Source organism: Streptomyces sp. LaBMicrA B280 (assembly GCF_049222185.1).
In the GTDB taxonomy this organism is placed as follows: domain Bacteria; phylum Actinomycetota; class Actinomycetes; order Streptomycetales; family Streptomycetaceae; genus Streptomyces; species Streptomyces murinus.
The window spans coordinates 79,984-92,188 of the sequence record NZ_JBMJCT010000044.1; the positions used below are offsets into that span (position 1 = coordinate 79,984).

General features: G+C 73.5%; 12 protein-coding genes. 4 read left to right on the forward strand and 8 right to left on the reverse strand.

All coding sequences use genetic code 11. From position 1 onward, the window contains the following. Positions 1 to 29: 29 nt before the first annotated feature. Both ACLF5H_RS28775 and ACLF5H_RS28780 read right to left on the reverse strand, forming a co-directional pair. Entirely contained in the window at positions 30 to 1,331 is a 1,302-nt protein-coding gene (locus tag ACLF5H_RS28775) for an MFS transporter (RefSeq protein ID WP_421678905.1), read from the reverse strand. 94 nt (positions 1,332 to 1,425) lie between these two features. Further along, positions 1,426 to 2,046: a LysE/ArgO family amino acid transporter gene (locus ACLF5H_RS28780; protein WP_421678906.1), complete on the reverse strand. Its 621-nt coding sequence runs from the start codon at positions 2,044 to 2,046 to the stop codon at positions 1,426 to 1,428. A gap of 70 nt (positions 2,047 to 2,116) precedes the next feature. On the opposite strand from ACLF5H_RS28780, the gene ACLF5H_RS28785 reads away from it, so the two are divergent. After that, positions 2,117 to 2,998 carry a LysR family transcriptional regulator ArgP gene (locus ACLF5H_RS28785; RefSeq protein WP_421679147.1) on the forward strand — a complete coding sequence of 294 codons (882 nt, stop codon included), beginning with the start codon at positions 2,117 to 2,119 and terminating at the stop codon, positions 2,996 to 2,998. Between the two features lie 203 nt (positions 2,999 to 3,201). Then, positions 3,202 to 3,453 carry a WhiB family transcriptional regulator gene (locus tag ACLF5H_RS28790; protein WP_421678907.1) on the forward strand — a complete coding sequence of 84 codons (252 nt, stop codon included), beginning with the start codon at positions 3,202 to 3,204 and terminating at the stop codon, positions 3,451 to 3,453. Between the two features lie 15 nt (positions 3,454 to 3,468). Here the strand turns inward: ACLF5H_RS28790 and ACLF5H_RS28795 are convergent, their stop codons facing one another. The 4 genes from ACLF5H_RS28795 to ACLF5H_RS28810 are packed head-to-tail and all read right to left on the reverse strand — an operon-like array spanning position 3,469 to position 8,290. After that, complete coding sequence (locus ACLF5H_RS28795; RefSeq protein ID WP_421678908.1) at positions 3,469 to 5,370, reverse strand: sensor histidine kinase; 1,902 nt, start codon at positions 5,368 to 5,370, stop codon at positions 3,469 to 3,471. Next, positions 5,367 to 6,071 (reverse strand): response regulator transcription factor, encoded by a 705-nt coding sequence (locus ACLF5H_RS28800; RefSeq protein WP_421678909.1) that lies wholly within the window; start codon positions 6,069 to 6,071, stop codon positions 5,367 to 5,369. The genes ACLF5H_RS28795 and ACLF5H_RS28800 overlap by 4 nt, the downstream gene beginning before the upstream one ends. A gap of 20 nt (positions 6,072 to 6,091) precedes the next feature. Then, on the reverse strand, positions 6,092 to 6,826 hold the full coding sequence (locus tag ACLF5H_RS28805) for a L,D-transpeptidase family protein (protein WP_421678910.1): 735 nt from the start codon (positions 6,824 to 6,826) through the stop codon (positions 6,092 to 6,094). Positions 6,827 to 6,868: 42 nt separating this feature from the next. Next, positions 6,869 to 8,290 carry a M1 family metallopeptidase gene (locus ACLF5H_RS28810; protein ID WP_421678911.1) on the reverse strand — a complete coding sequence of 474 codons (1,422 nt, stop codon included), beginning with the start codon at positions 8,288 to 8,290 and terminating at the stop codon, positions 6,869 to 6,871. A 340-nt stretch (positions 8,291 to 8,630) separates the two neighbouring features. Between ACLF5H_RS28810 and ACLF5H_RS28815 the strand changes: the two genes are divergently transcribed. Beyond that, positions 8,631 to 8,978 (forward strand): DUF488 domain-containing protein, encoded by a 348-nt coding sequence (locus ACLF5H_RS28815; RefSeq protein ID WP_421678912.1) that lies wholly within the window; start codon positions 8,631 to 8,633, stop codon positions 8,976 to 8,978. 2 nt (positions 8,979 to 8,980) lie between these two features. On the opposite strand, the gene ACLF5H_RS28820 is transcribed toward ACLF5H_RS28815, so the two are convergent. Next, positions 8,981 to 10,654 (reverse strand): FAD-binding dehydrogenase, encoded by a 1,674-nt coding sequence (locus tag ACLF5H_RS28820; RefSeq protein WP_421678913.1) that lies wholly within the window; start codon positions 10,652 to 10,654, stop codon positions 8,981 to 8,983. 74 nt (positions 10,655 to 10,728) lie between these two features. Then, positions 10,729 to 11,364, reverse strand: coding sequence for a TetR/AcrR family transcriptional regulator (locus tag ACLF5H_RS28825; protein WP_421678914.1), 636 nt, complete (start codon positions 11,362 to 11,364; stop codon positions 10,729 to 10,731). 142 nt (positions 11,365 to 11,506) lie between these two features. On the opposite strand from ACLF5H_RS28825, the gene ACLF5H_RS28830 reads away from it, so the two are divergent. After that, entirely contained in the window at positions 11,507 to 12,136 is a 630-nt protein-coding gene (locus ACLF5H_RS28830; RefSeq protein ID WP_421678915.1) for an alpha-ketoglutarate-dependent dioxygenase AlkB family protein, read from the forward strand. Positions 12,137 to 12,205 lie beyond the last annotated feature (69 nt).

Here is a 12,205-nt window from a genome sequence, read left to right on the forward strand (position 1 = left end):
GCGCGGGGCGCGGCGGCCTTCGCACCGTGTCAGATCCGGAAGCGCCGCAGCGCGGGCACCGCCGCCGCCAGACCCAGCATCAGCACGACGACCAGCACGCCGCCGCCCGCCACCGCCGCGCGCGGGCCGAACACGGCGCCGGCGGTGCCGTGCAGCACGTCCGCGAGGCGGGGGCCACCGGCCACCACGACCGTGAACACGCCCTGCATCCGGCCGCGCATCTCGTCGGTCGCGGCGGACAGCAGGATCGCGCCCCGGAACACCATGGAGACCATGTCGGCGACACCGGCGGCGGCGAGGAAGGCGAGGGCGATCCAGAGGTTGCCACTGAGCCCGAACCCGGCGATGGTCACGCCCCAGGCGACGACGGCCCCGATGACCATCCAGCCGTGCCGCCGGGCGCGGGAGAACGCGCCCGAGAACAGCCCGCCGAGCACCGCGCCGACCGGGATGCCGGCGAAGAGCACACCGAGCGCGAGGCCCGAGCCCCAGGAGTGGTACGTCTCCGCGGCCAGCTGCGGGAACAGGGCGCGGGGCATGCCGAACACCATGGCGACGATGTCGGCGAGGAAGGACAGCAGCAGCACCTTGTGCCGGGATATGTAGCGGAAGCCCTCGGCTATCTCGCGCACCCCGGCGCGGCGCGCGGGGGCGTCGCCGAGCGGGGGCAGCGCGGGCAGCCGGAAGACGGCCCACACGGTGACGCAGAGCGCGAGCGCGTCGATGAGGTACAGCTCGGGCAGGCCGATGACCGGGATGAGCACACCGGCGAGCAGCGGACCCGCCACCAGGCCGGTCTGCGTCACGGTGGAGCTGAGGGCGTTGGCCGCGGGCAGTTCACCGGCCGGGACCAGCCGGGCGACGGAGGCGCTGCGGGCCGGGGAGTTGAGGCCGAAGAACGCCTGCTGGAGCGCGAGCAGCACCATCAGGACCACGACGGAGTCCAGCCCGCTGACGGCCTGCGCCCAGAACAGCAGCGAGGTGACCGCGATCCCGCTGTTGGTCCACAGCAGCAGCTTGCGCCGGTCCACGGTGTCCGCGACCGCGCCGCCCCACAGCGCGAACAGCACCATGGGCACGAGCCCGGCGAGGCTGGCGTAGCCGACCCAGGCGGAGGAGTGCGTGATGTCGTAGATCTGCTTGGGTACGGCGACGGCGGTGAGCTGGCTGCCGACGGCGGTCACGATGGTCGAGGACCACAGGCGCCGGTAGGCGGGGATGCGCAGCGGGCGGGTGTCCATCGCCCAGCGGCGCCAGCCGCGGTGCGGCGGTGGGTCGGCCGCCGGCGTGTCGTCACCGGTCTCGGTACTGCTGCTCTCGCTGGTGTTCACGGATGTCCTGGTTGCTCGTTACATCTTTTCGATTCGAGAGCCTAACCATCTCATCGCACCGGGGGGAGAACGGTCTCGGTCGGAGGGACCCGTCTCAGCCTCCGACGAGCAGTGAGACACCCAGGACGAGCATGGTGAGGGCGACCAGGCCGTCCAGGAGGCGCCAGGCGCCGGGCCGGGCCAGATGGCGGCCGAGCAGCCGGGCGCCGAAGCCGAGCGCGGTGAACCAGCACAGGCTGGCGAGCGCGGCACCGAGCCCGAACGTCCAGCGCAGCGGGCCCCGGTCGGCGGCGAGCGAGCCCAGCAGGAAGACGGTGTCCAGGTAGACGTGCGGATTGAGCCAGGTCATCGCGAGGCAGGTCAGCACGGCCCGGCGCCGGGATCCGGCCGCCTCGCCCGCCACGACAAGGCCGGTCCCGGTGGGCCGTACGACGCGGCGGGCGGCCAGCGCGCCGTAGCAGAGCAGGAAGACACCGCCGACGACGCCGACCAGTCGGACCGCGCCCGGCCAGGCCACCACGACCGCGCCGACACCGCCCACGCCGAGCGCGATGAGCACCGCGTCGGACAGGGCGCAGATGCCGACCACGGCGAGTACGGCGTCCCGGCGCACCCCCTGGCGCAGGACGAAGGCGTTCTGGGCGCCGATGGCGACGATCAGGGACAGACCGGTGCCGAAGCCGGCGACCGCGGCGGTCAGAGCGGTGTGGTTCATGGTTCAAAAACTAAGGACACCTGGCCCCTCAAGTACAGCTAAAGATTCTTACGTATCCTTAGCGCTCGTGATGGACCTTCCCCTGGATCAGGTGCGGACGCTGCTCGCGGTGGTGGACGAGGGCACCTTCGACGCGGCGGCCGCCGCCCTGCATGTGACGCCGTCGGCGGTGAGCCAGCGGGTCAAGGCCCTCGAACAGCGCACCGGGCGGGTGCTGCTCCAGCGGACCAAGCCGGTACGGCCCACGGAGTCGGGCGCGGTGCTGGTGCGCTACGCCCGTCAGTTCGCCCGGCTGGAGCGGGACGCGTGGGGCGAGCTGGGGCTCAGCGGCGCCGGGGAGCCGACCCGGGTGTCGGTCGCGGTGAACGCGGACTCGCTGGCGACCTGGTTCCTGCCCGCGCTGAGCCGGGTGCCGGGGCTCTGCTTCGAGCTGCACCGCGAGGACGAGGGGCATACGGCGGTCCTGCTGCGCGAGGGCCTGGTGATGGCCGCGGTGACCTCCTCGCCGGACCCGGTGCCCGGCTGTACGGCGCGGCCGCTCGGCCGGATGCGCTATCTCCCGGTCGCGGAACCGGAGTTCGCCCGCACCAGGGTCGCCGGGCGCCCGCTGCCCGAGGCCCTCGCCACGGAGCCCGTGATCGTCTTCGACCGCAAGGACGACTTCCAGGACGGCTATGTCCGCCGGCTGGGCGGCACCTCGGCCGGCCCGCTGCGCCACCATGTGCCCACCTCGGAGGGCTTCCTGGACGCCGTCACCGCGGGCCTCGGCTGGGGCATGGTCCCGGAGGTCCAGGCCCACCCCCTGCTGGCCGACGGCAGGCTGTCCCTCCTCGCGCCCGGCGAGTGGATGGACGTCACCCTGTACTGGCAGCAGTGGAAGCTCGACTCCCCGGCGCTGGCCGCGCTGGCCGAGGCGGTGACGGCGACGGCGGCCGCGGCGCTGCGCGGCTGAGACCGGAGGACGGCCGGAAGGTGGCCGGAAGACGGCGGAAGACGGCGGAACGGCGGCCGAGGGGTGGCCGAAGTCCGTTGGGCCATGGCCGCATTCCCTTTTCGGGCCGGCGCGCGCCGTTTCATGCCGCGCCGACCGGTCACCCGCTTTCAAGACCCGCGTCCGCCTCGGCGCGGACGCCCCGATCCGAGCGGGAGACTTCCATGGAGAACTGGCGCGAACACGCCGAGTGCCGTTACGAGGACCCCGACTTGTTCTTCCCCATCGGCAGCACCGGCCCCGCGCAGGTGCAGGCCGAGCAGGCCAAGACGGTGTGCGAGCGGTGCCCGGTCCGACAGCAGTGCCTCGACTGGGCGTTGGACACCGGTCAAGGGATCGGCATCTGGGGCGGCACCACCGAACTGGAACGCCGCAGGCTCCGCCGCCGGGCCCGCTCCCGCCCCCGCTCGGGCTGAACCGGGCCCGGGGCGCTACGAGTTCCCGACCGGCTCCCCCCACGGCTCCTCCCCCGGCGCCCGCGTCGCGGGGAGCCGGAGGACGAACACCGCGCCCTCGCCGGACTCGCTCGTGGCATGTGCCGTACCCCCGTGGGCGGCGAGCAGCTGGCGGACGATCGGCAGGCCGAGGCCGCTGCCTCCGGTACGGCGGCTGCGGGACTTCTCGGCGCGCCAGAACCGTTCGAAGACATGCGGAAGGTCCTCGGCGGCGATGCCGGAGCCGGTGTCGGCGACGGTGAGCACGGCGTCGGTGCCGTCCCGGCGGGCCCGCAGGGTGACCGTGCCCTCGGCCGGGGTGTGCCGCAGCGCGTTGGAGACGAGGTTGCCGAGCACCTGCCGCATCCGTACCGGGTCGGCGTCCAGCCAGAGGGCCGGGTCGGCCTCGGTCACCAGTGCGACCCCGGCCGCGTCGGCGGCCACCCGGTGGGCGGCGGCGACCTGGTCGAACAGCTCGCCCGCGGACAGCGGCTCGCGGTGCAGCCGCAGGGTGCCCGCGTCGGCGGCGGCCAGGTCCTGGAGGTCGTCGATGATCCGCTGGAGGACCAGCGCCTCCTCGTGCAGGGAGTCCAGCAGGCCCGGGTCCGGGTCGACGACGCCGTCCCGCATCACCTCCAGCCAGCCGCGGATATTGGTGAGCGGGCTGCGCAGTTCGTGCGCGATGTCGCTGACCATGGCCTTGCGCTGGGCCTCAAGGCGCTCGCGGCGCTCGGTGAGTTCGTTGAACGCCTCCGCGAGGATGCCGGTCTCGTCCCGGGTGGTCACCGGCACCCTGACATGCTGCTCGGGCGGCGCCTGCGCGGCCTCGGTCAGCGCGCGCAGCGGCCGTACCAGCCGGATGGCGACGGCGGCGGTCACCGCGACGGTGACGGCGAGGACCAGTCCGGCCGCGGAGACCACCTTGGACTTGTTCGCCGGTGACATGTCGAAGCGGGACGGGTTCTGGTCGCCGATGCCGAGGAACAGGTCGGCGGCCGGGGCGACATAGGGCTCCAGCTGGGCGCGGCGCGCGCTGAGCACACAGTTCTGGGCCGAACGCACGGTGGCCTCGCGGTCCTTGCCCGCGACCTTGGCGAGCAGCGGGCCGCCGCCGAAGTGGTCCTCGGCCCCCGGGTCGAAGGCGAGGAACAGCGGGCCGCCGCCGACGTCGAGGCCCGCCTGCCGCAGACAGGGGCGGGCGAGCCCGGACAGCGCGTCCAGGGCCCGGGTCTCGGTGGGCGTCGGGGCGTCGAGCCCGTCGGTCCCGCACGCGGCCACGCCGTAGCGGGACGGGTCGGAGCCGTCGCTGCCGGTGAGCACGGGGCGCCCGCTGGGCGTGCGCCGCACGGTGGTCCGAAGGCCGTAGCGGGCGAAGCACTGCCTGTCCCGGGTGGCCAGCGACTCCAGTGCGCCGCGTTCCTTCGCGGGCAGCCGGTAGGGGCCGACGGCGCGCGGGTCGATGCCGCTGAGCTGGGCGCCGGTCTCGCTGTAGGTGTCGGTGCGCAGCGGGTCGACGCTCGCGGCGGGCCGGGGCGGCAGCGGGGTGCCGCGCGGCGCGGAGTCGGCGACCAGGGCCCGGTCGGGGGTGGTGAGCGCGATCCGCCGGCCGGTGCGCGCCGCCAGGTCCCGCACGGCGCGCCGCACCCCGGACCAGTCGGAGTGCGTGGCCGCGTACCCGCTGAGCTGGGCGAGGATGCTGTTGTCGGCGGCGAGGTCCTGGCCCTGCTCCTCCTTGAGTGCGCTGGTGGTGGTGGTCACCGCGAGCCAGGCGGTGGCCGCCACCGAGCAGATGGCGATCAGGGCGGAGACGGACAGCAGCCGGACCAGGAGCCGCTTGCGCAGTGGTATCCGGCGCCGGGCGCCCTGTCCCCGACTCCGGCACCTCGTACGGGACTTCACAGTCGGCCGCTGAGCTTGTAGCCGACGCCGAACACGGTGAGCAGCCGTACCGGACGCCGGGAGTCGGCCTCTATCTTGCGGCGCAGGTTCATGATGTGCACGTCCACGGCCCGTTCGGTGGAGGAGCGGTCGAACCCCCTTGTGCACTGGAGGAGTTGGCGCCGGGTGAACACCCGGTCCGGCTCCGCCGCCATCGCCAGCAGGATCTGGAACTCGGCCGGGGTGACGTCCACCGGCGCGCCGTCGCAGCGCACTTCGTGCCGTACCGGGTCGATGCTGAGCCCGGCGGCCCGCACCGCCGGGTCACCGCCGCGCGCGCCGGGGCCCCGTCCGCTGCGCCGCAGCACCGTGCGGATGCGGGCCATCAGCTCGCGCGGGCTGTACGGCTTGGTGAGGTAGTCGTCGGCGCCCAGTTCGAGGCCGAGCAGCAGATCGTCCTCGCCGGAGCGGGCGGTGAGCATCACCACGGGGACGTCCAGCTCACCGTCGTCACCGCGCAGTTCACGGCAGACGCCGAAGCCGTCCAGGACCGGCAGCATCAGGTCGAGGACGAGCAGGTCGGGCCGCAGCCTGCGGGCCGTGGTGAGCGCGGCCGCGCCGTCGTGCACCACCGTCGCGGTGTGTCCCTCGGCCAGCAGGGAGCGGCGGATCAGTTCGGCCTGCTTCTCGTCGTCCTCGGCGACCAGCACATGTGCGCACACAGTTGCGGATCCTAAGCGGCTCAGACCGCGAGCCAGTCCGCGTACCCCATCGCGACGACCGGATGCCGGGCCGGGTCGAGGGTGCGCAGCAGGTCCTTCATATGGGCCTTGGCGACGCTGACGCAGCCGTGGGTGGGGCCGCCGTGGTCGACGTGCAGCCAGACTCCCCCGCCGCGCTTGGGGCCGAGGGGGCGGGTCCAGTCCAGCGGGGAGGTGCCGGGCCTGCGGTTGTAGTCGATGGCGATGACGTAGTCGAAGCAGCCGTCCAGGGGTTCGCCCTCGAAGCCGGTGCCGGGCGAGCGGAATCCGCCGGACTGGTGGTACGGCAGTCTGCTGCCGGGGTCGGGCAGCAGACCCCCGGCGTCGGAGAGGGTGTACACGCCGAGCGGGGAGCGCAGGTCGCCCAGCATGTGGTGGGAGCTCCAGCCGTGCAGCGCGTTGTGCGCGGGCCAACTCGGGCCCGGCCGCCAGCCGTCGGCGGTGCGCTGGTGCAGGACGACCGTGCATTGGGGGGAATCGGGGCCGCGCCCGGTGGCGACCACGGCCTGGGTGCACTGCTCCGGTATCGCCGCGGTCCGGGTGGGGCCGAGCCCGGGTATGCCGCGGGGGGTCTGTTCGGCCTGCGAGGTGGTGCCGGTGGCGGGCGCGGGCCGGGTGGGCGGCGTCCGCTGCCCGGCCTCCCCGCCGCTCCCGCCGCAGCCGGTGAGCAGCAGCGGGGAGGCGAGGAGGGGAAGAGCGGTTCTGCGGTTGATCATGCTGTCGAGCTTGGCCGACAGTTATGTGGAATTGGTAAGAACTCAGGCCGTGTTCGGCTTGCCCTTCGTGAACAGCCAGGTGTGGAAGAGGGAGTCCAGGGACTTTCCGGACTTCTTCTCCGCGAGCCGGACGAACTGCGCGGTGGTGCCGTGTCCGTCCCGGTGCTCGGCGGCCCAGGCGCGCAGGATCGCGAAGAACGTCCGGTCGCCGACCGTCTCGCGCAGCTCGTGCAGGGCCATGGCGCCGCGGTCGTAGACGGGCGTGCCGAAGATGTTCTCGCCGCTGCCCGGGTCGCCGGGCGGGTAGGCCCACAGCTCGTTGCCCGCGGGGCGGGCGTAGAGCTCGTCGAAGGTCTTCTGGGCGCTCGCGCCGCCGTGCTGCTCGGAGTAGAGCCACTCGGCGTACGTCGCGAAGCCCTCGTTGAGCCAGATGTCCTTCCAGGAGGTCAGCGACACCGAGTCGCCGAACCACTGGTGGGCGCTCTCGTGCACGAGGGTGAGGATGTCGGGCGCGGAGTCGTAGAGCGGGCGGGTCTGCGTCTCCAGGGCGTAGCCGACCTTCGCGTGGTCCACGATGGCTCCGGCGGACGTGAACGGGTAGGGCCCGAACAGCTTGCTCTCCCACTGGAGGACCGAGGGCAGCCGCTTGAGCACCGGGGTCGCGGCCTTGGCCTCGCGGGGGTCGACGGCGTCGTAGACCCGGATGCCGTCCCGGGTGGTGTACCGCGTGAACTGGAAGCGGCCGATGGTGGCGGTGGCGAGGTAGGCGGCCATGGGCTGGGCCTCGCGCCAGCGGTAGGTGGTCTCACCCTTGGCGGTGCGCTGTCCGAGCAGGTTCCCGTTGGCGACGGCGGTGCGGCCCTCGGGCACGGTGATCGTGAAGTCGTACGACGACTTGTCCTTGGGGTGGGCGTTCGCCGGGAACCAGGTCATGGCGCCCTGCGGTTCGTTGGCGACGAACGCGCCGTCGTCGGTGGGGATCCAGCCGTCCGCCGAACCGTCGGGGTCGGTGACCGGCTCGGGCGTGCCGTGGTAGGCGACGGTGACCTTGAAGTCCTGGCCGGCGCGCAGGGCGTGGCGGGGGGTGACGACGAGTTCCTGCCCGGAGCGCTTGACGCCCGCGGCGGTGCGGTCGACCTTGACGCCGCCGACCGTCATTCCCTTGAAGTCCAGGTCGAAGCGGGTGAGCGGCTGGGTGGCGCGGGCGGTGAGGACCGCGGTGCCGTCCAGGCGGCCGCCGCTCTGGTAGCGCAGCGTCAGGTCGTAGTGGCGCACGTGGTACCCGCCGTTGCCGCTGAGCGGGAAGTAGGGGTCGCCCGCACCGGCCGCGCCGATGGTGCCCGCGCCTGCCGGTCCGGCGGCGCCGACGAGCGCGGCCACGGCGACGGGCACGGTGGCGAGCACCGCCCTGCGGCCGAGGACCGTGGTACGACGGCGTGCGGGCTGTCTGCGGGGTGACGTCACGTGCGCTCCTCGGAAGGTGGTCGGCTGGCCCACAGACTAGAGGCGCCGGTGTCTCCGGGTCTCCCGTCTCATTCTGGCCACCTGATGGCCGGATCGCCGCCCGGCGGGGGTGGGCCGGGGTCGCACACCGGCGGCCGACGGCCCGGCGCTCCGGCCGACACGGAACATGGGCGGACCGAGCCACCGACCGGCGCGGGCCGGGGACAGGCGAAGCCACCGGCGGCGCTGGCCCCGAACAGGGCCGAGCCACCGGGCCGGGCCGCTTCACCGACCGGCGCCGCCGTGGCCCGCGCAGTACGCTCGCCGGAAGGGGCCGCCGACCTGGAGGAAGGGCCCGATCGTGAGCGTGCGCGTGCGCCGGATCTATGAGTCGCCCGAGCCCGATGACGGGCTGCGGGTGCTGGTCGACCGGCTGTGGCCGCGGGGCGTGGCCAAGGAGGCCGCGCACGTGGACGAGTGGCCCAAGGGGCTCACCCCCTCGGCGGAACTGCGCGGCTGGTTCCACGACGGCGGTTCCTACGAGGAGTTCCGTGCCCGGTACGAGGCGGAGCTGGCCGCACCCGAGGCCGCCGAGCTGCTCGACGGCCTGCGGGCGTCGGTCCGTCAGGGCCCGGTGACCTTGCTGACGGCGACGAAGACGCCGGAGCGCAGCCATGCCCGGGTGCTCCTGGAGCTGCTCGGCGGCTGAGATCAGCCGGTGTGCCGGGCCGCGTGCCGGCCCGCGGCGCGTCCCGAGAAGAGGCAGCCGCCGAGGAAGGTGCCCTCCAGCGAGTTGTAGCCGTGCACCCCGCCACCGCCGAACCCGGCCACCTCACCGGCCGCGTACAGCCCCTCGATCGGCGCCCCGTCGGCGCCGAGGGCGCGTGAGTCGAGGTCGGTCTGGATGCCGCCGAGGGTCTTGCGGGTCAGCACATGCATCCGTACGCCGATCAGCGGGCCCGCGGCCGGGTCCAGGATGCGGTGCGGCGCGGCCACCCGGCCGAGCCGGTCGCCGAGGTAGCGGCGGGCGTTGCGGATGCCCTGGACCTGGGAGTCCTTGCTGTACGGATTCGCCATCTGGAGATCGCGGGCCTCGATCTGCCGGCGCACCTCGGCCGCGTCCAGCAGCGGCTGCCCGGCGAGGCCGTTCATCTTCTCCACCAGCCGCTCCAGGCTGTCCGCCGTCACGAAGTCGGCGCCCTTGTCGAGGAACGCCCGCACCAGTGCGGGCGCGCCCTTGCCGACGAGCCGGTTGCGCACCACGGCCTTGCGGTCCTTGGCGGTGATGTCCGGGTTCTGCTCGGAGCCGGAGAGCGCGAACTCCTTCTCGATGATCTTCCGGGTGAGGATGAACCAGGAGTGGTCGTAGCCCGCGATGTCCTCGGTGGTGCGCAGGTACTTGAGCGTGTTGAGGGTGTCGTAGCCGGGCAGGCAGGGGTCGGGCAGCCGACGCCCGAGGGCGTCCAGCCAGATGGAGGAGGGGCCGGGCAGGATGCGGATGCCGTGGCCGGGCCAGACGGGGTCCCAGTTCTGGAGCCCCTCCGTGTAGTGCCACATCCGGTCGCGGTTGACCAGGCGGACGCCCGCCGCCGCGCTGATGTCGAGCATGCGGCCGTCCACATGGGCGGGGACGCCGGTGACCATCTCGGCCGGGGGCGTGCCGAGCCGCTCGGGCCAGTGGCGGCGCACGATGTCATGGTTGGCGCCGATGCCGCCGGTGGTGACGACGACGGCCTGGGCGGTGAGTTCGAAGTCGCCGACCCGCTCGCGGCCGGAGGCGACGCCGCGCGGGGCGTCGTCGGGGGCGAGCACCGTGCCGCGCACGCCCCGCGCGGTGCCGTCCTCGATGACCAGGTCGTCCACCTGGTGGCGGTGGTGGAAGGTCAGCAGTCCGTCCCGGGCGGCCTGCCGGGCGTACCGGACGAAGGGCTCCACCACTCCGGTGCCGGTGCCCCAGGCGATGTGGAAGCGGGGCACGGAGTTGCCGTGCCCGTCGGCCCTGAGGTCGCCGCGCTCGGCCCAGCCGACGGTGGGCAGCAGTTCGATGCCGTGCCCCTGGAGCCAGGACCGTTTCTCCCCGGCCGCGAACTCCACATAGGCGCGGGCCCAGCGCACCGCCCAGGAGTCCTCGTCCTCGATCCGGTCGAAACGCGCGCTGCCGCGCCAGTCGCTCCAGGCCAGTTCGAAGGAGTCCTTGATGCCGATGCGGCGCTGTTCGGGCGAGTCCACGAGGAAGAGGCCGCCGAAGGACCAGTACGCCTGGCCGCCGAGGTTGGCGGCGTTCTCCTGGTCGACCAGGGCCACCCGGCGGCCCCGGCTGGTGAGTTCATGAGCCGCGACCAGGCCGGCGAGGCCCGCTCCGACGACGATGACGTCCGCGTCCATGGCGTGGAGGTTCCTTCCTCAGTGCGTTGTCGAGAGGGCAGTGCGGTGCCGAGGGGCAGTGCGGTGTGGAGGGGTCAGTGCGTGGCCGAGGGGGTGACCGGCGCGCCGCCGTCCGTGAGCAGCGCGGTGAGCAGCTGCTTGAGCCAGCTCCGCGCGTGCTCGACGTCCTTGTCCAGCAGCAGCTGGGTGGTGACGCCGTCGTAGGCCGCGACCACGGCGCGCGCGGCGCCGGTCGTGCCGCCGAGCACGGCGGGGAGTTCGGTGTGGCCCCGGGCCCGGAAGAGGCGGTCGGCGACGGCCTCCCGGAGCCGGGCGCGGTGGCCGAGCAGGACGCGGGCGACCTCCGGGTCGCGGGCCGCGTGCACCAGGAAGTCGGCCTTCACCAGCAGCCAGTCCACGTCGAGCAGCAGCACCTCGGTGACGCGGTCCACGGCGGCCGGTACGTCGAGTCCGGGGCCGTCCTCGGCGAGGGCGTCCGCGACCTGGGCGGCGATGAGGTCGGCGCGCTCCTGGTAGAGGGCGAAGAACAGCTCGTCCAGGGTGGCGAAGTTCGAGTAGAAGGCGCCCCGGCTGTACCCGGCCGCCTCGCAGACCTCCTCGATGGAGACCCGCCCGAACCCCTTGGCCGCGAACACCCCGAACGCGGCGTCGAGCAGCCGGGCACGGGTCTCCGCGCGGCGCCGGGTGACGCGTTTGGCGGTCTCCTGCATGACGGCACCTCCCGTTCGATACGGGAATGTATCCGATACGGCGATGTATCGAAAGGGCCCCCCAGGGCACGACACCGCTCGACACGCCGATCAAAGCCGATCTCATTGGAACGTATTTTCGAATACGGAGTACGCTGGCCCCATGGCCACGCACCTCCAGGGCTCCCTGTTCGACCAGACCGACGAGCTGCGCCTGGGCCCCCTGCGCGGGCTGCGCCGGACCGTGCTCGGCGCCGGGGCCTGGATCGACGTCCTGCCCGGCTGGCTGACCGGCGCCGACGCCCTGTTCGAACGGCTCGCGGCGGAGGTCCCCTGGCGCGCGGAGCGGCGGAAGATGTACGACAACGTCGTCGCCGTACCCCGGCTGCTGGCCTTCTACGGCGCCGCGGACCCCCTCCCCCACCCCGTCCTGGACGAGGCCCGCGCCGCCCTGTCCCGGCAGTACGCGAAGGAGCTGGGCGAGCCGTTCACCACCGCCGGGCTGTGCTACTACCGCGACGGCCGGGACAGCGTGGCCTGGCACGGCGACCGGATCGGGAAGGGCGCCCACGCGGACACGATGGTCGCGATCCTCTCGGTGGGCGAGCCCCGCGATCTGCTGCTGCGCCCGGCCGGCGGGGGCGGCGGGACCGTACGGCGGCCGCTCGGGCACGGCGATCTGATCGTGATGGGCGGCTCCTGCCAGCGCACCTGGGAGCACTGCGTGCCCAAGACGGCACGGGCGGCGGGGCCGCGGATCAGCGTGCAGTTCCGCCCGCACGGCGTGCGCTGAGACACCTCGCCGCCCCCTTGCGCCCCCTGGTGGCGGATCTGGTTGGCTGTCCCCCCGAAGATCATTGGC